The organism is Streptomyces sp. col6 (assembly GCF_008042035.1).
GTDB lineage: Bacteria > Actinomycetota > Actinomycetes > Streptomycetales > Streptomycetaceae > Streptomyces.
Genome location: NZ_RDBL01000013.1, coordinates 1,324,502 through 1,344,364, shown reverse-complemented (window position 1 = coordinate 1,344,364; position 19,863 = coordinate 1,324,502). Strand labels below are relative to the sequence as shown.

The 19,863-nt window shown below is 72.5% G+C and carries 22 protein-coding genes; 14 read left to right on the top strand and 8 right to left on the bottom strand.

Translation table 11 applies throughout. The features are described from left to right. Nucleotides 1-10 precede the first annotated feature (10 nt). Complete coding sequence (locus tag EAO73_RS22790; protein ID WP_147973325.1) at nt 11-604, top strand: pyridoxamine 5'-phosphate oxidase family protein; 594 nt, start codon at nt 11-13, stop codon at nt 602-604. A 62-nt stretch (nt 605-666) separates the two neighbouring features. Beyond that, nucleotides 667-1,374 (top strand): L,D-transpeptidase family protein, encoded by a 708-nt coding sequence (locus tag EAO73_RS22785; protein ID WP_147973324.1) that lies wholly within the window; start codon nt 667-669, stop codon nt 1,372-1,374. Here the strand turns inward: EAO73_RS22785 and EAO73_RS22780 are convergent. From EAO73_RS22780 to argC, 5 genes are read right to left on the bottom strand one after another with little or no spacing between them, the layout of a single operon-like run. Continuing rightward, a complete protein-coding gene (locus tag EAO73_RS22780) occupies nt 1,371-1,907 on the bottom strand; it encodes an arginine repressor (RefSeq protein WP_147973323.1) in 537 nt (178 codons plus the stop codon). The two genes, EAO73_RS22785 and EAO73_RS22780, sit on opposite strands and share 4 nt — an antisense overlap. 10 nt (nt 1,908-1,917) lie before the next feature. Further along, on the bottom strand, nt 1,918-3,114 hold the full coding sequence (locus tag EAO73_RS22775; protein ID WP_147973322.1) for an acetylornithine transaminase: 1,197 nt from the start codon (nt 3,112-3,114) through the stop codon (nt 1,918-1,920). Beyond that, nucleotides 3,111-4,013, bottom strand: coding sequence for an acetylglutamate kinase (gene argB / locus EAO73_RS22770; RefSeq protein WP_147973321.1), 903 nt, complete (start codon nt 4,011-4,013; stop codon nt 3,111-3,113). The genes EAO73_RS22775 and argB overlap by 4 nt, the downstream gene beginning before the upstream one ends. Then, nucleotides 4,010-5,164 (bottom strand): bifunctional glutamate N-acetyltransferase/amino-acid acetyltransferase ArgJ, encoded by a 1,155-nt coding sequence (gene argJ / locus EAO73_RS22765; protein WP_147973320.1) that lies wholly within the window; start codon nt 5,162-5,164, stop codon nt 4,010-4,012. Before argJ ends, argB begins: the two co-directional genes overlap by 4 nt. Further along, the gene (gene argC / locus EAO73_RS22760) at nt 5,161-6,189 is read right to left on the bottom strand and encodes an N-acetyl-gamma-glutamyl-phosphate reductase (protein WP_147973319.1); all 1,029 of its coding nucleotides are present in this window, start codon (nt 6,187-6,189) and stop codon (nt 5,161-5,163) included. Before argC ends, argJ begins: the two co-directional genes overlap by 4 nt. Nucleotides 6,190-6,300: 111 nt before the next feature. Here argC and EAO73_RS22755 point away from each other — a divergent pair, with 111 nt between their 5' ends. The 5 genes from EAO73_RS22755 (at nt 6,301) to EAO73_RS22735 (ending at nt 10,910) form a co-directional block, all read left to right on the top strand. Beyond that, on the top strand, nt 6,301-6,735 hold the full coding sequence (locus EAO73_RS22755) for a VOC family protein (protein WP_147973318.1): 435 nt from the start codon (nt 6,301-6,303) through the stop codon (nt 6,733-6,735). Beyond that, entirely contained in the window at nt 6,735-7,127 is a 393-nt protein-coding gene (locus tag EAO73_RS22750; protein WP_224756397.1) for a DUF6193 family natural product biosynthesis protein, read from the top strand. The genes EAO73_RS22755 and EAO73_RS22750 overlap by 1 nt, the downstream gene beginning before the upstream one ends. A 26-nt stretch (nt 7,128-7,153) precedes the next feature. Beyond that, nucleotides 7,154-8,122: a GlxA family transcriptional regulator gene (locus EAO73_RS22745; protein ID WP_147973317.1), complete on the top strand. Its 969-nt coding sequence runs from the start codon at nt 7,154-7,156 to the stop codon at nt 8,120-8,122. A gap of 118 nt (nt 8,123-8,240) precedes the next feature. Further along, on the top strand, nt 8,241-9,239 hold the full coding sequence (gene gap / locus EAO73_RS22740; RefSeq protein ID WP_147973316.1) for a type I glyceraldehyde-3-phosphate dehydrogenase: 999 nt from the start codon (nt 8,241-8,243) through the stop codon (nt 9,237-9,239). A gap of 174 nt (nt 9,240-9,413) precedes the next feature. Next, nucleotides 9,414-10,910, top strand: a complete 1,497-nt coding sequence (locus EAO73_RS22735; protein ID WP_224756396.1) for an FG-GAP and VCBS repeat-containing protein — start codon at nt 9,414-9,416, stop codon at nt 10,908-10,910. A 62-nt stretch (nt 10,911-10,972) separates the two neighbouring features. Here the strand turns inward: EAO73_RS22735 and EAO73_RS22730 are convergent, their stop codons facing one another. Continuing rightward, a complete protein-coding gene (locus tag EAO73_RS22730) occupies nt 10,973-11,377 on the bottom strand; it encodes a DUF5997 family protein (RefSeq protein ID WP_147973315.1) in 405 nt (134 codons plus the stop codon). 58 nt (nt 11,378-11,435) lie between these two features. Between EAO73_RS22730 and EAO73_RS22725 the strand changes: the two genes are divergently transcribed. The 5 genes from EAO73_RS22725 to EAO73_RS22705 all read left to right on the top strand — a co-directional run bounded on the left by EAO73_RS22725 (nt 11,436) and on the right by EAO73_RS22705 (nt 16,579). After that, nucleotides 11,436-12,227: a LysR substrate-binding domain-containing protein gene (locus EAO73_RS22725; protein WP_191134170.1), complete on the top strand. Its 792-nt coding sequence runs from the start codon at nt 11,436-11,438 to the stop codon at nt 12,225-12,227. Nucleotides 12,228-12,266: 39 nt separating this feature from the next. Beyond that, nucleotides 12,267-12,779 carry a DinB family protein gene (locus EAO73_RS22720; RefSeq protein ID WP_147973314.1) on the top strand — a complete coding sequence of 171 codons (513 nt, stop codon included), beginning with the start codon at nt 12,267-12,269 and terminating at the stop codon, nt 12,777-12,779. Nucleotides 12,780-12,825: 46 nt separating this feature from the next. After that, complete coding sequence (locus EAO73_RS22715) at nt 12,826-13,323, top strand: peptidylprolyl isomerase (RefSeq protein WP_147973313.1); 498 nt, start codon at nt 12,826-12,828, stop codon at nt 13,321-13,323. 148 nt (nt 13,324-13,471) lie between these two features. Beyond that, a complete protein-coding gene (locus EAO73_RS22710; RefSeq protein ID WP_147973312.1) occupies nt 13,472-14,245 on the top strand; it encodes a Clp protease N-terminal domain-containing protein in 774 nt (257 codons plus the stop codon). Nucleotides 14,246-14,323: 78 nt separating this feature from the next. Continuing rightward, nucleotides 14,324-16,579: an MMPL family transporter gene (locus tag EAO73_RS22705; protein WP_191134169.1), complete on the top strand. Its 2,256-nt coding sequence runs from the start codon at nt 14,324-14,326 to the stop codon at nt 16,577-16,579. Here EAO73_RS22705 and EAO73_RS22700 read toward each other — a convergent pair. Further along, nucleotides 16,542-17,102: a histidine phosphatase family protein gene (locus EAO73_RS22700; RefSeq protein WP_147973311.1), complete on the bottom strand. Its 561-nt coding sequence runs from the start codon at nt 17,100-17,102 to the stop codon at nt 16,542-16,544. The two genes, EAO73_RS22705 and EAO73_RS22700, sit on opposite strands and share 38 nt — an antisense overlap. 54 nt (nt 17,103-17,156) lie before the next feature. Beyond that, the gene (locus EAO73_RS22695) at nt 17,157-18,638 is read right to left on the bottom strand and encodes a PLP-dependent aminotransferase family protein (RefSeq protein WP_147973310.1); all 1,482 of its coding nucleotides are present in this window, start codon (nt 18,636-18,638) and stop codon (nt 17,157-17,159) included. Between EAO73_RS22695 and EAO73_RS22690 the strand changes: the two genes are divergently transcribed. Further along, the gene (locus tag EAO73_RS22690) at nt 18,637-19,581 is read left to right on the top strand and encodes a DMT family transporter (protein ID WP_147973309.1); all 945 of its coding nucleotides are present in this window, start codon (nt 18,637-18,639) and stop codon (nt 19,579-19,581) included. The genes EAO73_RS22695 and EAO73_RS22690 overlap by 2 nt on opposite strands. Before the next feature lie 47 nt (nt 19,582-19,628). Then, a complete protein-coding gene (locus tag EAO73_RS22685) occupies nt 19,629-19,844 on the top strand; it encodes a DUF1918 domain-containing protein (protein ID WP_147973308.1) in 216 nt (71 codons plus the stop codon). Nucleotides 19,845-19,863: the final 19 nt, after the last annotated feature.

The following is a 19,863-nucleotide window of genomic DNA, read 5'->3' as shown; positions in this document are numbered from 1 at the left end:
TACTCGTCCCATGGGGAAAACATACGAACGCATCGACGGCCGGCTGCGGACCTTCATCGAGGAACAGCCGATCTTCTTCACGGCGACCGCGCCGCTGGACGGGGAGGCCACGGTCAACCTCTCCCCCAAGGGGGTCAGCGGCTCCTTCGCGGTGCTGGACGAGCGGCACGTGGCGTATCTGGACTTCGCCGGGAGCAACGCCGAGACGGTAGCCCATCTGCGCGAGAACGGGCGGATCACCCTCATGTGGTGCGCCTTCCAGGGCCCGCCGAACATCGTGCGGGTACACGGCCGGGGCGAGCCCGTCTTCCGCGACGACCCCCGCTTCCCGGAACTCCTCGGCCGGTTCGCCGGGGTCGACGCCTCTGCGCACGGGCTGCGGGCCGTCATCGTGGTCACCGCCGAGCTGATCCGGGACACCTGCGGCTACGGCGTCCCCTTCATGACGTACGACGAGGACCGCACACTGCACGGCCGGCGCTTCGCGCGGGAGGACGACGCCTCGCTGAGCGCCTACTTCGAGAAGAAGGAGCACATCGCCACCAGCATCGACGGACTGCCGGGACTCCCCCTGCCCCTGCCGGCGATGCCGCCCGCGCCCTGAACGGCGCACCCGCCGAACGAATTTCCGGGTGACGGGGCGTCGGGCGGCCTAGAGTCCGTGGCATGCGAAGACTTGCGACAACCGCCGCCGTCCTGCTCGCCCTGGGCACCGTGGTCGGGGCGGGTCGGCCGCCGCTGGCCACCGCCCCGCTGCCGGTGCGGCTCGCCGACACGGGCGGCGGCACCCAGCTCATCACCGCCATGGCGGACGCCACCTCGTCCACCACCGGCACGCTCACCTGGTGGGACCTGCGCGACGGGAAGTGGACCCCCGCGGGAACCGCCGCCGCGCGGTTCGGCTCGAAGGGGCTCACCGAGGGCAGCACCCGCAAGCAGAGCACGTACACGACGCCGACCGGCCTCTACGACCTGCCGTACGCCTTCGGGGTCAAGGCCGCGCCCGCCGGCACGCGCTTCTCCTACCGGCGGGCCACCGCCGCGTCCTGGTGGTGCGAGGACAACGAGGCGCGCGACTACAACCGCTGGGTGGAGCCGCTGCCCTCGGACTGCCGGGCCTCGGAGTCCGAGCAGATCACCGCGTACCCCACGCAGTACGCCCGCGCGCTCGTCATCGGCTTCAACTACGACAAGCCGGTACGCGGCCGGGGCGCCGGGATCTTCCTGCACGTCAACGGGTCCGGCGCGACCGCCGGTTGCGTCTCCGTACCGGCGGACGCGATGGACCGCATCCTGGCTTGGGCCGACCCGGCCCGCAGCCCCCACATCGCGATCGGCACCGTCGCCGGCGCGACCGCGATCACCAACTACTAGCGCTCGTTCTGCGCGAGCCGCAGCAGGTGGTCGGCGAGCGCCTGCCCGCCGGCCGGGTCACGGCTGATCAGCATGAGCGTGTCGTCACCCGCGATGGTGCCGAGGATGTCGTGCAGTTCGGCCTGGTCGATGGCCGAGGCGAGGAACTGCGCGGCGCCCGGCGGCGTACGCAGCACCACCAGGTTGGCCGACGCCTCCGCCGAGATGAGCAGTTCGGCGGAGAGCCGGCGCATCCGCTCCTCCTTGGCGGAACCGCCCAGCGGCGCCTGCGGGGTGCGGAACCCGCCCTCGCTCGGCACCGCGTAGATCAGCTCGCCCCCGGTGTTGCGGATCTTCACCGCGCCCAGCTCGTCCAGGTCGCGGGAGAGCGTCGCCTGGGTGACGCTCAGCCCGTCGTCGCTGAGGAGCTTGGCCAGCTGGCTCTGCGAGCGCACCGGCTGCCGGTTGAGGATGTCCACGATCCGGCGATGGCGCGCCGTGCGGGTCTGCGGCACCGACGGCCCCCCGGACTCGGTTTCCTGCGCCTCGGTCATCGTCGTCGCCTCATTCCCCGGAAGGTCCTTCCCCGTATGCCGCGTCGAGGGCGCCCGGCAGCGCCCGGAGGAACGCGTCCACCTCCGCGTCACCGATGGTCAGTGGCGGCATCAGCCGCACCACATCGGGCGCGGGCGCGTTCACCAGGAGGCCGGCCCCCTGAGCCGCCTGCTGCACCTGGGGTGCGCGGGGCTCGGTGAGCACGATACCGAGCAGCAGCCCGGAGCCCCGGACATGGGAGACCAGGGGGTGGCCCAGCCCCTCCACGCCCTCCCGGATGCGCTCGCCGAGCCGCTTCACCTGGTCGAGCGCGCCGTCGGCGGCCAGCGTGTCCAGGACCGCGAGGCCGGCGGCGCAGGCGACCGGATTGCCGCCGAACGTCGTGCCGTGCTGGCCGGGGGCGAGCAGGTCGGCCGCGGCGCCGAACGCGACCGCGGCGCCGATCGGGAGGCCGCCGCCGAGACCCTTGGCGAGGGTGACGACGTCCGGCTCCACGCCCTGATGGGCCTGGTGCTCGAACCACGTACCGCAGCGGCCGATGCCGGTCTGGACCTCGTCGAGCACGAGCAGGGCGCCGGTGGCGCGGGTGATCTCCCGGGCGGCCTCCAGATAGCCCCTGGGCGGGACGACGACGCCGTTCTCGCCCTGGACCGGCTCGATGATCACGAGCGCGGTGTCGGTGGTCACGGCTGCCCGCAGCGCCTCCACGTCGCCGTACGGGACGTGCGTGACGTCGCCGGGCAGCGGGGTGAACGCCTCGCGCTTCTTGGGCTGGCCGGTGAGCGCGAGGGCGCCCATGGTCCGGCCGTGGAAGCCGCCGTCGGTGGCGACCATGTGGGTGCGCCCGGTCAGCCGGCCGATCTTGAAGGCGGCCTCGTTGGCCTCGGCGCCCGAGTTGCAGAAGTAGACCTTGCCGGTGCGGCCGAAGAGCGCCAGGAGCCGTTCGGCGAGCGCGACGGGCGGTTCGGCAATGAAGAGGTTGGAGACGTGCCCGAGGGTGGAGATCTGGGCGGTGACCGCCTCGACGACGGCGGGGTGGGCGTGGCCCAGGGCGTTGACCGCGATGCCGCCGACGAAGTCGAGGTACTCGGTGCCGTCCGCGTCCCACACGCGGGCGCCCTCGCCGCGCACGAGGGACAGCTTCGGGGTGCCGTAGTTGTCCATCAGCGCGTGCTGCCACCGCTGCGAAAGCTCGGCGTTGCTCATGACTCCCCCTGTGCGTCGGGCACGACCATCGTGCCGATTCCCTCGTCGGTGAAGATCTCCAGCAGGATCGAGTGCTGAACCCGGCCGTCGATGACACGGGCCGTCTCGACGCCGTTGCGTACGGCGTGCAGGCAGCCCTGCATCTTGGGCACCATGCCGCTGGACAGCTCGGGCAGCAGCTTCTCCAGCTCGGTGGCGGTGAGCCGGCTGATCACGTCGTCGCTGTTGGGCCAGTCCTCGTACAGCCCCTCCACGTCCGTGAGGACCATCAGCGTCTCGGCGTTCAGCGCGGCGGCGAGCGCGGCGGCCGCGGTGTCGGCGTTGACGTTGTAGACGTGGTTGTCGTCGGCGGAGCGGGCGATGGAGGAGATGACCGGGATGCGGCCGTCGTCCAGCAGGGCCTGGATGGCGCCGGTGTCGATGGCGGTGATCTCCCCGACCCGGCCGATGTCGACCGCTTCGCCGTCGATGGTGGGCCGGTGCTGTACGGCGGTGATGGTGTGGGCGTCCTCGCCGGTCATGCCGACGGCGAGCGGCCCGTGCTGGTTGAGCAGGCCGACCAGCTCGCGCTGGACCTGGCCGGCGAGCACCATGCGGACGACGTCCATCGCCTCGGGCGTGGTGACGCGCAGCCCGGCCTTGAACTCGCTGACCAGGCCCTGCTTGTCGAGCTGGGCGCTGATCTGCGGACCGCCGCCGTGCACGACGACGGGCTTGAGGCCTGCGTGCCGCAGGAACACGACGTCCTGGGCGAAGGCGGCCTTCAGCTCCTCGTCGATCATGGCGTTGCCGCCGAACTTGATGACGACGGTCCTGCCGTTGTGCCGGGTCAGCCAGGGCAGTGCCTCGATGAGGATCTGCGCCTTCGGGAGTGCGGTGTGCTTCCGCGCCGTCGTCATGAGCTGTACGCGCTGTTCTCGTGGACGTAGTCCGCGGTGAGGTCGTTGGCCCAGATGACGGCGGACTCGGTGCCCGCGGCGAGGTCGGCGGTGATCCGGACCTCGCGGTAGCGCATGTCGACGAGGTCGCGGTCCTCGCCGACCGAGCCGCCCCGGCAGACCCAGACGCCGTTGATGGCGACGTTCAGCGCGTCCGGCTCGAAGACGGCCTTCGTGGTGCCGATGGCGGAGAGCACCCGGCCCCAGTTGGGGTCCTCGCCGTGGATGGCGCACTTGAGGAGGTTGTTGCGGGCGATGGAGCGGCCCACCTCGACGGCGTCGTCCTCGGTCGCGGCGTTCACGACCTCGATCCGGATGTCCTTGGAGGCGCCCTCGGCGTCCCCGATGAGCTGCCGGGCCAGGTCGTCGCAGACGGCCCGTACGGCTTCGGCGAACTCCTTCTGCTCCGGGGCGATCCCGCTGGCACCGGAGGCCAGCAGCAGCACGGTGTCGTTGGTGGACATGCAGCCGTCGGAGTCGACCCGGTCGAAGGTGGTGCGGGTCGCGTCGCGCAGGGCGGCGTCCAGACCTGCGGCGTCCACGTCGGCATCGGTGGTGAGCACGACGAGCATGGTGGCCAGGCCCGGGGCGAGCATGCCGGCGCCCTTGGCCATGCCGCCGACGGTCCAGCCCTCTCCGCCGGCGACGGCGGTCTTGTGCACGGTGTCAGTGGTCTTGATGGCGATGGCGGCCTTCTCCCCGCCGTGCTCGCTGAGGGCCGCCGCGGCCTTCTCGATGCCGGGGAGCAGCTTGTCCATGGGGAGCAGGAGGCCGATGAGCCCGGTGGAGGCGACGGCGATCTCGCCCGCGCTGTGGCCGTCCAGCACCTCGGCGGCCTTCTCGGCGGTGGCGTGGGTGTCCTGGAAGCCCTGCGGGCCCGTACAGGCGTTGGCCCCGCCGGAGTTGAGGACGACGGCGGAGACCTCACCGCCCTTGAGGACCTGCTCCGACCAGAGGACGGGGGCGGCCTTGACGCGGTTGGAGGTGAAGACGCCCGCGGCGGCGCGGCGCGGACCGTTGTTGACCACGAGGGCCAGGTCCGGGTTGCCGTTCTCCTTGATTCCGGCGGCGATGCCCGCCGCCGAGAATCCCTGTGCTGCCGTGACGCTCACGGTGCGACTCCGATCGTGGAAAGACCTGTGTCCTCGGGCAGGCCGAGGGCGATGTTCATGGACTGCAGGGCCCCGCCCGCGGTGCCCTTGGCGAGGTTGTCGATGGCGCTGATCACGATGATCCGCCCGGCCGCCTCGTCGTACGCGACCTGGATCTGCACGGCGTTGGAGCCGTACACGGCGGCGGTGGCGGGCCACTGCCCCTCGGGCAGCAGATCGACGAACGGCTCGTCCGCGAACGCCTTCTCGTAGGCGGCGCGTACGCTCTCGGCGCTCGCTCCGGGCTTCGCCTTCGCGCTGCACGTGGCGAGGATGCCGCGGGGCATGGGGGCGAGGGTCGGCGTGAACGACACGGTGACCGGCTCGCCGGCGGCGGCGCTGAGGTTCTGGATCATCTCGGGCGTGTGACGGTGGACGCCGCCGACGCCGTACGGCGACATGTTGCCCATCACCTCGGACCCGAGCAGATGGGGCTTGGCGGCCTTGCCGGCGCCGGAGGTCCCGGACGCGGCGACGATCACGGCCTCCGGCTCGGCGAGCTGCGCCGCGTACGCCGGGAACAGCGCGAGCGAGACGGCGGTGGGGTAGCACCCCGGCACCGCGATCCGCTTGCTGCCCGCGAGGGCGGCCCGGCCGCCGGGCAGCTCGGGCAGCCCGTAGGGCCAGGTGCCCGCGTGCGGGGAGCCGTAGAATTTCTCCCAGTCCCCGGCGTCCCGGAGCCGGAAGTCGGCCCCCATGTCGACCACCAGGACCTCGTCGCCGAGCTGCTCGGCGACGGCGGCGGACTGCCCGTGCGGCAGGGCGAGGAAGACGACGTCGTGCCCGGCGAGCACGTCGGCGGTGGTGGGCTGGAGGATGCGGCCGGCGAGCGGGCGCAGGTGCGGTTGCAGGGCACCGAGGGGCTGGCCCGCGTTGGAGTTGGCGGTGAGTGCGCCGATCTCCACCTCGGGGTGGGCGAGCAGCAGGCGGAGCAGTTCCCCGCCCGCGTATCCGCTCGCTCCTGCCACTGCTGCGCGTACCGCCATCGAAAGCCTCCTAGTCGATGGCATGACTATACGCAGTAGTGCACTCTTATGCAAAGAATGCGGAGCTGAATCCCGTGGAAGGACCGCAGGTGCCCGCCCTAGGGTGACCCCATGGCAACGATCAAGCACTTCCAGGTGACCTTCGACTGCGCGGACCCGGAGCGGGTGGGGCGTTTCTGGTGCGAGGTGCTGGGGTACGTCGCACCGGAGCCGCCGGAGGGGTTCGACTCCTGGGACGCGTACAACGCATCGCTGCCGGCGGAGGAGCGCAACATGTGGTTCGCGGCCTCCGACCCCACCGGGGCGGGTCCGCGGATGTACTTCCAGCGGGTCCCCGAGGGCAAGACCGCCAAGAACCGGCTGCACCTCGATGTACGGGTGGGCACCGGGCTCGTGGGTGAGGAGCGGCTGGCCGCGCTGGAGGCCGAGTGCGCGCGGCTGCTTCCGCTCGGCGCGGTGCGCGGGAAGCTGCTGCTCGCCGACGGCGAGAACGAGTCCTGCCTCAACATGCAGGACGTCGAGGGCAACGAGTTCTGCCTCGACTGATGTCCGCCTCCCCGTCCGACGCCCCGCTCGACCCCGTCCGCCTGATCGAGTCCGAGTGGCAGGAACTGCGGCGGCAGGCGGCCGGACTCCCCTATCCCTGGGCACCGGCCTACCGTTCCCTGGTCGAGGCGGCGTACGCCGAGCCGCGGCTGCGGGCGCTCTACCCGTACACGAGCCACTGGACGCTGCGCTTCTCCACCACGACGCGTCCGCGCCTGACCGCCGTGGGGCCGTGCCTGATCACCCACGACGAGGGCGCGTTCGGCGTGGGCCGGGGCTTCATCACCAGCGACCTCGGCGTGTTCGCCACCGCCCGGGAGGCCGTGGCGGCCGCCCTCACCCACCTTCCGGTCGGTCCCGGCCCGGTCACGCTCGGCGCGGAGCCGCAGTAGGCGCCCGCCCACGTACGCTCGCGCCCATGTCAGCGCCCTCCCCCGCCGCCCGTCTGCACCGCGTCGCCGTCCTCGTGCTGGACGGTGCGAAGCCGCTCGACGTCGGGATCCCGGCGCAGGTGTTCACGACCCGGGCGAGCATGCCGTACGAGGTACGGGTGTGCGGCGCGGCGCCGGGGCTGGTGACCGGCGGTGACGGGCTCGCGTACCACGTCACCCACGGGCTCGACGCGCTCGCCTGGGCGGACATCGTCTTCGTGCCCGGATACCGGCAGCCGGACCGGGAGGACCCGCCCCGGGCGGTGATCGAGGCGCTGGTCGCCGCGCACGGGCGGGGGGCGCGGCTCGCCGCCATCTCCACCGGGGCGTTCGCGCTCGCCGCGACCGGGCTGCTCGACGGCCGGCGGGCCACGACGCACTGGCACTACACGCGGGCGCTCGCGGCGAAGTACCCGCTGGTCCGGGTGGACGAGAACGTGCTGTTCGTCGACGAGGGCAGCGTCCTCACCTCAGCCGGCGCCGCCTCCGGGATCGACCTGTGCCTGCACGTCCTGCGCGGCGACCTCGGCGTTGCCGCGTCCAACTACGCGGCCCGGCGGCTGGTCGCGGCCCCGTACCGCAGCGGGGGCCAGGCGCAGTACGTGCCGCGCAGCGTGCCCGAGCCGCTGGGCGAGCGGTTCGCGGCCACCCGCGAGTGGGCGCTGCACCGCCTCGGCGAACCGCTCACCCTGGACGCGCTCGCCCGGCACGCGGCGGTGTCCCCCCGTACATTCTCGCGGCGGTTCGCCGAGGACACCGGCTACACCCCCATGCAGTGGGTGATGCGGGCCCGGATCGACCTGGCGCGCGAGCTCCTGGAGCGCTCGGAGCGGGCCGTCGAGCAGATCGCCGCCGATGTGGGACTGGGCACCGGCGCGAATCTTCGGCTGCACTTCCAGCGCATCCTCGGCACCACCCCGAGCGAGTACCGGCGCACCTTCACTCGTGGCGAATAGGGCGGATCCGGTCCTTGGCGGGGATGGCGGGATCCTTGCGGACCGTGGCGATCGCGCCGCTGTCCCGGACCTGCGGCGCGCGCGATCGTGGAGGGCGAAGAGAGAAGGGACATCTCACATGACTCGCATCGCCATCAACGGATTCGGCCGCATCGGACGCAACGTGCTGCGCGCGCTGCTCGAACGCGACAGCGACCTCGACCTGGTCGCCGTCAACGACCTCTCGGAGCCGGCCACCCTCGCCCGGCTGCTGGCGTTCGACACCACGGCGGGCCGGCTGGGCCGCCCGGTGACCGTGGACGGGGACACCCTCGTCGTCGACGGCCGCCGCATCAAGGTGCTCGCCGAACGGGATCCCGCGCAGCTGCCCTGGGCGGAGCTGGGTGTCGACATCGCCGTGGAGGCGACCGGCCGCTTCACCTCGGCGAAGGCCGCCCGCGCCCACCTGGACGCCGGTGCGAAGCGGGTGCTGGTCGCCGCGCCGTCGGACGGCGCGGACGTGACGCTCGCGTACGGGGTCAACAGCGACGCGTACGACCCCGAGCTGCACACGATCGTCTCGAACGCCTCCTGCACCACCAACGCGCTCGCGCCGCTGGCCTCGGTGCTCGACGACCTCGCGGGCATCGAGCACGGCTTCATGACGACCGTGCACGCCTACACGCAGGAGCAGAACCTCCAGGACGGCCCGCACCGCGACGCCCGCCGGGCCCGCGCCGCCGGCGTCAACATCGTGCCGACCACGACCGGCGCCGCCAAGGCGATCGGGCTCGTGCTGCCCCGGCTGGAGGGCAAGCTGTCGGGCGACTCCATCCGCGTACCGGTGCCGGTGGGCTCGATCGTCGAGCTGAACACCACCGTGGCCCGGGATGTGACGCGCGATCAGGTGCTGGAGGCGTACCGGGCGGCGGCCGAGGGCCCGCTCGCGGGCGTACTCGAATACTCCGAGGACCCGCTGGTGTCGGCCGACATCACCGGCAACCCGGCGTCGTCCATCTTCGATTCGGAGCTCACCCGGGTCGACGGCCGCCACATCAAGGTGTCCGCCTGGTACGACAACGAGTGGGGCTTCTCCAACCGGGTGATCGACACCCTGACCCTGCTGGCCGGCCGCTAGCAGCGGGGCGCGGGGGCGGCCACGGACCGCCCCCGCCCGCCCCGACTGCCTTTCCCGGCAGCCGAGTTCACCTTCCGTTCGCCGTGCAACCTTCTCCCCGTCGCGCGTGTCTCCTATGCGAGCCCTCACACCTCGTACGCCATTGGCTCCACGTACGCGACCAAGGAGAATTTTGTGGGCATTCGCACCATGCTGACCGTGGCCGCCTGTGCCGCCACGGCGCTGACCGGCGGCGTGGCCGTCGCAGCGCCGGGGGGCGCGCACGCGGGTACGGCCGGGGGAACGGCAACCACCACCGTGCGGGAGGACTTCAACGGGGACGGGTATCAGGACGTCGTCGTCGCCGCCTCCACCGCTCCGGTCGGCGGACAGCCCTACGCCGGGTACATCACCGTGGCCTACGGCTCCGCCCAGGGTCTGAGCACCGCTCGCACGACGACCATCGACCAGAGCACGCCGGGGGTGCCGGGCGAGGTCGGTGAAGGCCACGGCTTCGGCTTCCGGATGGTCCCCGCCGACCTCGACCACGACGGTCTGACGGACCTCGCGCTGTACACCAACGAAACGGTCCCGGAGATGAACAACTTCGGCTCCGTCATCATCCTGTGGGGCCGGACCGGCGGTCTCTCGGGCCAGGGCGCGGTACGCATTCCGGGCCCCGCGAGCAATGACATCGGGAACAACGTCATCGCCGGCGACTTCGACGGGGACGGCAACACGGACCTGATGATGGCGCACGGCTGGGGGGACGGGGACCTCGAACAGCGGAGCGTGCTGTACGGGCCGTTCAACCGGGCGGGCGAGCCGGTCCGCGAGCAGCGCATCACCATGTTCACGTCGGACAACTTCATGAGCAACCCCGCCGTGGGTGACTTCAATGGCGACGGCATCGACGACCTGTGCACGTTCTTCAGCTACGAGGAGCACACCGAGGGAGGGAGCCTGTGGCTGGGCACCCCCCAGGGCCTGTCGACGACCTCCACCCGGCTGCCCTCCGGCTCGTCCCCGACGGTCGGCGACTTCGACAAGGACGGCAAGGACGACCTCGCCGTCCGGGTGGTGCCGAACGGCATATACGAGGACTTTCCCACGGACCCGGGCACCGTCGAGATCTACTACGGCTCCGCGTCCGGTGTGAGCACCACCCGGACCAAGGTGATCACCCAGGACACCGCGGGCGTGCCGGGTGTCGGCGAGAAGGGCGACCAGTTCGGTGCCCGCCTCAGCGCGGGGGACGTCAACGGCGACGGGTACGACGACCTCGCGGTGGGCGTGCCGTTCGAGGCCCTGGAGTCCGAGGCGGGCGCGGGCGCGGTGGTCCTGCTGAAGGGCGGGCCCGGCGGGCTGAGCGGCACCGGCGCCAAGTCCTTCCACCAGGACACGGCCGGTGTGCCGGGCGTGGCGGAGAAGGGTGACCACTTCGGCGCTTCGGTGCGGCTGCTGGACGTGAACAAGGACGGCAAGGCGGATCTGACGGCCGGGGCCCCTGACGAGGACCTGGAGAAGGTCGCGGACGGCGGCGCGGTCTGGTCGCTGCGCGGCACCTCGACGGGGCTGACGACGACCGGCTCTCTCGCCTTCAACCCGGTCGACCTGGGCACCCTCGTGAAGAAGGCCCGGTTCGGCTCGAACGTGGCCGGGGACAACGGGCCCGGGCTCTCCGGCTACTGAGCAAAGCCGTGGGGGCCCGTTCCGCCGCTGCGGAACGGGCCCCCACACGTTTCTCCCCGGCGTCAGGCGCGCTCGTCCCGCGCCTTCGCCTCGCGCTCGGCGTTCCGCTCCTTGATGCGGATGTTCTCCTTGCGGACATCGGCCTGGGTGGCGCGCTCCTTCTGCAGCCACTCGGGGTTGTCCTGCTTCAGCGCGTCGATCTGCTCGGTGGTCAGCGGCTCGGTGACCCCGCCGCGGGCGAGGCCCGCGATGGAGACGCCCAGCTTGGAGGCGACCACGGGGCGGGGGTGCGGGCCGTTGTTCCGCAGGTCGCGCAGCCACTGGGGCGGATCGGCCTGGAGGGCCGCCAGCTCGGCGCGCGAGACGACACCGTCCTGGAATTCGGCGGGGGTGGCGTCGAGGTACACACCCAGCTTCTTCGCCGCGGTCGCGGGCTTCATGGTCTGGGTGGTCTGGTGGGACTTCATGGGGTCAAGGGTATCCAGCGCGTGCGGCGTCCTCGACCACGGCCGGTAACCTGGCGGGGTGACAGGCCCGGAAGAAACCCCTTCGTTCCGGCTGGCGTACGTCCCCGGAGTGACCCCCACCAAATGGGTGCGGATCTGGAACGAGCGCCTGCCCGGCATCCCCCTGACCCTCGTCCAGGTGCCCGCGACCGGGGCCCAGGACCTGCTGCGCGCCGGTGAGGCCGACGCGGGGTTCCTCCGGCTGCCGGTGGAGGGCACGGATCTCAGCGCGATCCCCCTGTACACGGAGACGACCGTCGTCGTGATCCCGAAGGACCACCTCATCGCGGCGGTCGAGGAGCTGTCCGTCGCCGAGCTGGCCGACGAGATCGTGTTGCACCCGCTGGACGACGCCCTGGCCTGGGAGCGGCTGCCCGGCCGCCCGGCCGTCGAGCGTCCGGCGACCACGGCGGACGCGATCGAGCTGGTGGCGGCGGGGGTGGGCGTCCTCGTCGTCCCGCAGTCGCTGGCCCGGCTGCACCACCGCAAGGACCTGACGTACCGGCCGCTGACGGACGCGCCCGAATCGCGCGTCGCGCTGTCGTGGCCGCAGGAGAAGACCACCGACCGGGTGGAGGACTTCATCGGCATCGTGCGCGGGCGGACCGTGAACAGCTCGCGCGGCCGTGCGGGGGCGGCGCCCGCCGACCGGGCGAAGGCGAAGGACAAGCCGAAGCGTCCTTCCGGTACCGGGGCGGCGAAGGGCTCCCGCGGCGGCGCGGGCGGCTCCGGCGGAGCGAAGGGCGCCAAGAGTCCCAAGGGCGCACGCGGCGCTGCCGCCAAGCGCGGCAAGCCCCGCCGGAGGCCGTGACCGCGCTGGTGTCAGTGGTGCCTGACAGCATCGGTGACCATGGAACCCACCGAACGCCCGATGCCGCCGCTCGACGCCGACGAGCGCACCGGCCTGGAGAGCTGGCTCGACTTCTACCGGGCCACCGTCGCCCTGAAGTGCGAAGGCCTCACCGACGAGCAGGCGCGCAGCGCCTCCGTACCGCCGTCGTCGCTGACGCTGCTGGGGCTCGTCCAGCACCTCGCCGAGGTCGAGCGGAACTGGTTCCGCCGGATTCTGACCGGTGAGGACGTTCCGCCGCTGTACGGCCCGCCGGCCGGTCCGGGGGTCCACAGCGGGGGGTTCGACCTCCCTGCCGAGACCACGTTCGCCGGGGCCCTCGCGGTCTGGCAGGAGGAGGTCGCGGTGTCCCGCGCGGTGTGCGCCGGGCGGTCGCTGGAGGATTCGGCGCCCTTCATGGGCGGCGAGGTGAACCTCCGCTGGATCCATCACCACATGATCGGCGAGTACGCCCGCCACAGCGGTCACGCCGATCTGCTCCGCGAGCGGATCGACGGAAGCACCGGCGTGTGACGGGCCGGGTTTCCGGGACGGTCCGGGGAGATGTCAGGATGGATCCATGACGAGCCAGGTTTTCTTCGACATCACCATCAACGACGAGCCCGCCGGGCGGATCGTGTTCAATCTGTTCGACGACATCGTTCCCAAGACCGCCGAGAACTTCCGCCAGCTGGCGACCGGCCAGAACGGCTACGGCTACAAGGGCTCCTCCTTCCACCGGGTCATCCCGGCGTTCATGCTCCAGGGCGGCGACTTCACGCGCGGTGACGGCACCGGCGGCAAGAGCATCTACGGCGAGAAGTTCGCCGACGAGAACTTCAAGCTGGCGCACACCAAGCCCGGCCTGCTCTCCATGGCCAACGCCGGCCCGAACTCGAACGGTTCGCAGTTCTTCATCACGACCATCGTGACGTCCTGGCTGGACGGCAAGCACGTCGTCTTCGGCGAGGTCGCCGACGAGGACAGCATGGTCCTGGTCAAGCGGATCGAGTCCCTCGGCTCGCAGAGCGGCCGCACCAAGGCGAAGGTCACCATCGCCGACTCCGGGATCCTCTGACCCCGGACCCCGGCACGCAGCCCACGGCTGACCGAACGCGCCGCCCGACGTATCCCGTCGGGCGGCGCGTTCTCGTTATCCGGGCGCACACCCCTCGAACTGTCAACCGATAGTTGACACCTCGCCACTGTCAACTTACGGTTGACACATGACGCAACCCGTAGTTCCGACGCACCCCGTCCGCCTCGACGACCTGATCGACGCCATCAAGAAGGTCCACTCCGACGCCCTCGAACAGCTCCAGGACGCCGTCATCGCCGCCGACCACCTCGGCGACGTCGCCGACCACCTGATCGGCCACTTCGTCGACCAGGCGCGCCGCTCCGGCGCTTCCTGGACCGACATCGGCAGGAGCATGGGCGTCACCCGGCAGGCCGCCCAGAAGCGGTTCGTCGCCAAGGCCCCCGGCGAGGGCACCGACCTCGACCCGAGCCAGGGGTTCGGCCGCTTCACCCAGCGCGCCAAGAACGTGGTGATGGCGGCCCAGAACGAGGCACGGGCGGCCGGCAACGCCGAGATCGGCCCGGACCACCTGGTCCTCGGCCTGATCGGCGAGCCCGAGGGGCTGGCGGCGGCGTTCATCAAGGCACAGGGAGTGGCCCTGGACACCGTCCGGCAGGCGGCCGGCGCGGCGCTGCCTCCGGCCACCGACGGCGAGATCCCCGAGCTGATCCCGTACGACGCCGGCGCGCGCAAGGTGCTGGAGCTCACCTTCCGCGAGGCCCTGCGGATGGGGCACAACTACATCGGCACCGAGCACATCCTGCTCGCCCTGCTGGAGCACGAGGACGGCTCCGGCGTGCTCAGCGGACTCGGCATCGACAAGGCCGCCGCCGAACAGGCCATCGCCGAGGCGCTCTCGATCCTCACCGCCGGACAGGGGGCGTCCAAGCCCGAGGAGGGCACCGCGCAGGAGGGGTGACCTCCGAGCGGTGGAACCGCGGCCTCGGCCGAACGTGTCGCACCGCCCGCCCTCCGTACCGGCCTCTACGTTCGCGACGTGAGTACGTATACGGCAAGGGCACAGCGGCGCGGACGGCTGCTGCGGCTCGGTGAGTGGTGCGCCCGCCACTGCGTGGTGGTCCTCGTCCTGTGGCTGCTGGCGCTGGGCGGGCTGCACGTCCTGCAGAGCGCCTTCGGAGGCACGTACTCCGACGACTTCGATCTGTCGGGTACGCAGTCCAGCACCGGTGCCGACCTGCTGCGGGCGCACGACCCGGCGGCGGGCGGCACCGGTGCCCAGGTGGTCCTGCACGACGCGCAGAAGCCGCTGACCGATGTGAGCGGCCAGGTCGACCAGGTGGTGGGGAACCTGGAGAAGCTGCCGCACGTCCTGTCCGCCCAGAACCCCCTGCCCTCGTCGTCCTCCGCCACGTCCACCTCGCTGTCGAAGGACGGGAAGACGGCGTACATCACCGTACGGTTCGACGTGAACCCGACCTCGCTGGACGACTCCTACCTCGACCAGGTCGACACGGCGGTGAAGCCGCTGCGCAGCGCCGGGGTACAGGTGGAGTACGGGGGTCCGCTGGGCGAGCTCGCCCGGCCCGAGACCAAGGACTTCACCAGCGAGGCCATCGGCTTCGCGGTCGCGGTGATCGTCCTGCTCATCGGCTTCGGGAGCGTCATCGCCGCGGGCCTGCCGCTGGTCACCGCGCTGATCGCGGTGATCGTGGGGGTGAGCTGCCTGGGGCTGCTGGCCGCGCTCACCACCTTCGCCAGCGTCTCGCCCACGCTGGCCACCATGATCGGGCTCGGCGTCGGCATCGACTACGCGCTCTTCCTGATCACCCGCCACCGCCAGCTCGTCATGGACGGCGACGACCCCGTACGGGCGGCCGGCCGGGCGGTGGCCACCAGCGGGCGCGCCGTGCTGGTGTCCGGCTGCACGGTCGTCGTCGCGCTCGCCGGGCTCTACGTCTCGCGGGTGTCCTTCATCGGCAAGCTGGGGGCCGCCGCCGCGGTGACCGTGGTCACCGCGGTCCTCGGCGCGCTCACCCTGGTGCCCGCCCTGCTGGGGCTCGTCGGCCGGCGGATCGACCGCTTCCGCGTCCGGCCGCCGGTCGCCGAGGGAGGGGCCGGGGCCGGCGTGGAGCAGCAGGGCGGCTGGCACCGCTACGCCCGGCGGGTGGAACGGCGACCGTGGTGGTTCCTGCTCGCCGGGGTGGTCGTGGTGGGTGTCCTCGCGGTCCCGCTGTTCTCCATCAGGCTCGGGCACATCGACGACGGGGCCGATCCGACGAGCTTCACCGACCGGCGCGCGTTCGACCTGATCTCCACCGCCTTCGGACCCGGCGCCAACGGGCCCTTCACCCTGGTCGTCGACCAGCGGTCGGTGCCGGACTCGGACCGCTCGGCGCTCGCGTCCGACCTGCAGAAGGCGCTCACGGACGTGCCCGGCGCGGCGAGCGTCAGCGCGCTGCAGCCGACGGGCGACGACGCGCTGCTCGTCGGGACCGCCGTGTCGAAGGACGCCCCGCAGGACGCGGGGACGACGGACCTGTTCAAGCGCCTCAAGGACGACGTGCTGCCCGAGGGCGTGTCGGGCACGAAGGCCACCGGCTATGTGACCGGGACGACCGCCGCCCAGGAGGACTTCCTGGCGATCATCGCCGCCCGGCTGCCCGAGATCATCGCCGTCGTGGTGGGCCTCGCCTTCCTCATCATCCTGATCGTCTTCCGCGGTGTGCTGGTCGCGGTGAAGGCCGCCGTCCTCAACCTGCTCTCGATCGCCGCCTCGTACGGGGTGGTGGTGGCCGTCTTCCAGTGGGGCTGGGGCGGTCCCTCGCTGGGTGTCTCCGGGACGGTGCCCATCGAGAGCTATGTGCCGATGATGATGTTCGCCATCGTCTTCGGGCTGAGCATGGACTACGAGGTCTTCCTGATCTCCCGGGTGCACGAGGCATGGCTGCGCACCCGGGACAGCAGGGGCGCCGTCGCCCACGGTCTGGAGATCACGGCCCGGGTCATCACCTGCGCCGCGCTCATCATGGTCAGCGTCTTCGCGGCGTTCATCCTCAGCGACGACATCGTGGTCAAGATGCTCGGCCTCGGGCTCGCGGTCAGCGTGCTCATCGACGCCACCGTCGTACGGCTGCTCCTGGTCCCCGCGGTGATGACGCTGCTCGGCCGCGCGGCGTGGTGGGCGCCCCGGTGGCTGGACCGGGCGCTGCCGCACATCGACACCGAGGGCGAGGCACCGTCCGGGCCGCCCCCGGCTACAGGCGCAGGCTCCAGCGGCGTGGCAGGCCGGTGAGGGTGACGGCGGCGAGCGGGCTGACGTCGACGTTCCAGTACGAGGACGGCGGGGCCTTCAGCGCGTAGACGAGGGCGGCCCGGACGACGGCGGGCTCGGCGACGGCGACGATCGCGCCGTCGCAGGCGGGGCGGGTGTCCAGCCAGCCGCCTATCCGGGAGATGAAGGCGAGCAGCGGTTCACCGCCGTGCGGCGCGGAGCGCGGGTCCGCCAGCCAGGCGTCCACGGCCGCCGGTTCGCGGGCGGTGACCTCGGCGAGGGTATGACCCCGCCAGCGGCCCATGTCGCAGTCGCGCAGGGCCGGCTGGACCAGCGGGTGGAAGCCGAGCGCGTCGCCGGTGGCACGGCTGCGCGGGGTCGGTGAGCAGTAGCGCAGTTCGGCGGCGCCCAGGGGCACCAGGGCCGGGGCGGCGAACGAGACGGCGTGCCAGCCGGCCTCGTCGAGCGGCCGGTCGTCGTCGAAACGCTCGGCGAGCAGGGCGGAGCCGCGCGCGGCGGCGACGAGCGTGACCCGAACACTCATGGGCGCGATCGTGGGGCGGATCGCGACGCGGGTCAAGAGGTCTTTCGCGCACTCCTACGCCGGAGTAGGCAGGCCGGCGGGCGGCTCCGTCGCCGGTGTGCCCTCCCACGCCGTACGCAGCCGGTGCACACCCTCCGCGAGTTCGGCCGGTCCGGCGGCGGAGACGAAGCTCAGCCGGATGTGCGGCGCGGGGGGCTCGGCGCAGAAGTAGGGCCTCCCCGGCGCGACGGCCACCCCCGCGCGCAGCGCCGCCTGGACCATGGCGGACTCGTCCGTACCGGCCTCGGCCCCGGGCAGGCGCAGCCAGAGGTAGCCGCCGCCCGCCGGTAGGTACGGCAGCCCGATGCCGGGCAGGGCCTCGCGCAGGGCCGTCGCCGTGGCGGTGCGCCGGGCCCCGAGTTCGGCGGACACGGCACGCAGGTGCCGGCCCCAGGCGGGCGAGCCGACCAGTTCGAGCGCGGCCTCCTGGAGGGGCCTGGGTACGAAGAAGCTGTCGACGATCTGGATGCCCCGCAGCCGTTCCAGGGCCGGACCCCGGGCGGCGAGCGCGCCCACGCGCAGGCTGGGCGAGGCGGCCTTGGTGAGCGAGCGGGTGTGGACGACGACTCCGTCGGGGTCGTCGGCGGCGAGCGGCCGGGGCAGCGGTCCCGCGTCGTCGTGGGCGAGGAGGCGGGCGAAGTCGTCCTCGACGACGAAGGCGCCGGCCTCCCGGGCGATCCGGACGACCTCGGGGCGCCGGGCCTCGGACAGGACGGTGCCGGTCGGGTTCTGGAAGAGCGGCTGGCAGACGAAGACGCGGGCCCCGGTGGCGTGGAAGGCGGCGGCGAGCAGGTCGGGGCGGACGCCGTCGGAGTCCACGGGGACGGGCACGGGGCGCAGCCCGGCCGCGCGGGCGGCCGCCAGCATGCCCGGGTAGGTGGGCGACTCGACGAGGACGGGCGCGCCGGGCGGGGCGAGTGCCCGCAGCGCGGTGGCCAGGGCGCCTTGTCCGCCGGCGGTGATCAGCACGTCGGCGGCGCCGTGCGCGGGGCCGATGCCGCGGGCGAACCAGGCACGCAGTTCGGTGAGCCCGTCGAGGGGCGGCCGGCTCCAGGCCCCGGGGCGGCGGCCGGCGCGGGCCAGGGCGGCGGCGAGGGCCCGTTCGGGCTGGAGCGAGGCGTGCAGATAGCCGCCGTTGAGCTCGATGACGCCGGTGGGCGGGGCGGCGAGGCTGGCCAGGAGGCCGGACACGTCGACGCTGCGGGGTACCGCCTCCGGGGAGCCGTCTCCGCTGAGCGAGACCTCCTGCCAGGAGGTGTCACCGGCCGGGGGCGCCGCCTGGGAGGGAGGCCGGGCGCGGTAGGCACCGGAGCCGGGGCGGGTGACGACCAGTCCTTCGGCGGCGAGCTGGGCGACGGCCCGCGACACGGTGACGGGGCCGGCCCGGAAGCGTTCGACGAGAGCCCGGCTGGACGGCAGCTTCTCACCAGGAGAGTAGCGGTTCACTTCCTCCCGCAGCGCTGCGGTCAACTCCCCCACACTGCTACGCTCTTGCATGAGAGCAGAGGATAGCGCTACTTCCACGACGACGATAGCGGTCGCGCCCGTCGAGGGCCGCCCGGTCCCTTCCGCCCCGGCCCGTCGGGGGACGCTGCTCGCCCTGCTGGGTGTGGTGACGTTCTCGCTGACCTTCCCCTCCACCGTGTGGGGCCTGGAGAGCTTCGGCCCCTGGTCGCTGGTGGCGCTGCGCAGCCTGCTGGCTGCGGCACTCGCCGGCGCCCTGCTGCTCGTGGGCCGGGTGCGAGTGCCGGGCCGCGAGCACTGGGCGGGGATCGCCGTCGTGGCGGGCGGTGTGGTGGTCGGCTTCCCGCTGCTGACGACGCTGGCGCTGCGGACGTCGACGACCTCGCACGCCGCGGTGGTCGTGGGGCTGCTCCCGCTGACCACGGCGGTCTTCTCCTCGCTGCGGACGGGGACGCGTCCACCGCGCTCCTTCTGGGCGGCGGCGGTGGCCGGGGCGGCCGTGGTGGCCGTCTTCACCGTGGCGCAGAGCGGCGGGGCGCTGTCGGCCGGCGATCTCTACCTGCTCGGGGCCCTGCTGGTGTGCGCCGCGGGATACACCGAGGGCGGCAGGCTGGCGCAGGTGATGCCCGGGTGGCAGGTGACCGGCTGGGCGCTGGTCCTCACGCTGCCTCTCAATCTGGCCTGGGCGGCCGTGGCGCTGGCGCACGAGCCGGTGCGGCCGAGCGTGCACGGGGTCGTCGGGCTGGTCTGGGTGGCGGCCGTCTCCACGTTCCTCGGCCTGTACGTCTGGTACCGGGGCATGGCCGAGATCGGGGTGGCGCGGGCCAGCCAGCTCCAGCTGGCCCAGCCGCTGCTGACCCTGTTCTGGTCGTTCTTCCTGCTCGGCGAGGAGGTCGCCGCGGCGGCCCCGGTGGCCGCAGTCGCGGTCCTGGTCTGCATCGCGCTCACCCAGCGCGCGGCCCGCCCCCGGTCATAGACTGGCGGCAGCACCGCAACACGCCACCCGCGAGGAGGTCACTCCCGATGGAGGCACACAAGGGCGACCAGCTGCTGACGCACGGCAGGACCGTGGGGCGGCACGACCGGGTCGCGGAGATCGTCGAAGTGCTCGGGGACGGGGGCTCTCCCCCGTACCGCGTCCGTTTCGACGACGGACATGAACATCTGCTCGCACCGGGCCCCGACACCGTCGTCCGGCACACGGGCTGCGCGGCGGGCCGGGACGCGGACATCACGTAACCGGCCGCGCACCGCGTGA

What these genes read in the sequence shown, in the direction of transcription:
- EAO73_RS22790 (WP_147973325.1), top strand. Translation starts at nt 11, where the DNA reads ATGGGGAAAACATACGAACGCATCGACGGCCGGCTGCGGACCTTCATC.
- EAO73_RS22785 (WP_147973324.1), top strand. Translation starts at nt 667, where the DNA reads ATGCGAAGACTTGCGACAACCGCCGCCGTCCTGCTCGCCCTGGGCACC.
- EAO73_RS22780 (WP_147973323.1), bottom strand. Translation starts at nt 1,907, where the DNA reads ATGACCGAGGCGCAGGAAACCGAGTCCGGGGGGCCGTCGGTGCCGCAG.
- EAO73_RS22775 (WP_147973322.1), bottom strand. Translation starts at nt 3,114, where the DNA reads ATGAGCAACGCCGAGCTTTCGCAGCGGTGGCAGCACGCGCTGATGGAC.
- argB (WP_147973321.1), bottom strand. Translation starts at nt 4,013, where the DNA reads ATGACGACGGCGCGGAAGCACACCGCACTCCCGAAGGCGCAGATCCTC.
- argC (WP_147973319.1), bottom strand. Translation starts at nt 6,189, where the DNA reads ATGGCGGTACGCGCAGCAGTGGCAGGAGCGAGCGGATACGCGGGCGGG.
- EAO73_RS22755 (WP_147973318.1), top strand. Translation starts at nt 6,301, where the DNA reads ATGGCAACGATCAAGCACTTCCAGGTGACCTTCGACTGCGCGGACCCG.
- EAO73_RS22750 (WP_224756397.1), top strand. Translation starts at nt 6,735, where the DNA reads ATGTCCGCCTCCCCGTCCGACGCCCCGCTCGACCCCGTCCGCCTGATC.
- EAO73_RS22745 (WP_147973317.1), top strand. Translation starts at nt 7,154, where the DNA reads ATGTCAGCGCCCTCCCCCGCCGCCCGTCTGCACCGCGTCGCCGTCCTC.
- gap (WP_147973316.1), top strand. Translation starts at nt 8,241, where the DNA reads ATGACTCGCATCGCCATCAACGGATTCGGCCGCATCGGACGCAACGTG.
- EAO73_RS22730 (WP_147973315.1), bottom strand. Translation starts at nt 11,377, where the DNA reads ATGAAGTCCCACCAGACCACCCAGACCATGAAGCCCGCGACCGCGGCG.
- EAO73_RS22720 (WP_147973314.1), top strand. Translation starts at nt 12,267, where the DNA reads ATGGAACCCACCGAACGCCCGATGCCGCCGCTCGACGCCGACGAGCGC.
- EAO73_RS22715 (WP_147973313.1), top strand. Translation starts at nt 12,826, where the DNA reads ATGACGAGCCAGGTTTTCTTCGACATCACCATCAACGACGAGCCCGCC.
- EAO73_RS22710 (WP_147973312.1), top strand. Translation starts at nt 13,472, where the DNA reads ATGACGCAACCCGTAGTTCCGACGCACCCCGTCCGCCTCGACGACCTG.
- EAO73_RS22700 (WP_147973311.1), bottom strand. Translation starts at nt 17,102, where the DNA reads ATGAGTGTTCGGGTCACGCTCGTCGCCGCCGCGCGCGGCTCCGCCCTG.
- EAO73_RS22690 (WP_147973309.1), top strand. Translation starts at nt 18,637, where the DNA reads ATGAGAGCAGAGGATAGCGCTACTTCCACGACGACGATAGCGGTCGCG.
- EAO73_RS22695 (WP_147973310.1), bottom strand. Translation starts at nt 18,638, where the DNA reads ATGCAAGAGCGTAGCAGTGTGGGGGAGTTGACCGCAGCGCTGCGGGAG.
- EAO73_RS22685 (WP_147973308.1), top strand. Translation starts at nt 19,629, where the DNA reads ATGGAGGCACACAAGGGCGACCAGCTGCTGACGCACGGCAGGACCGTG.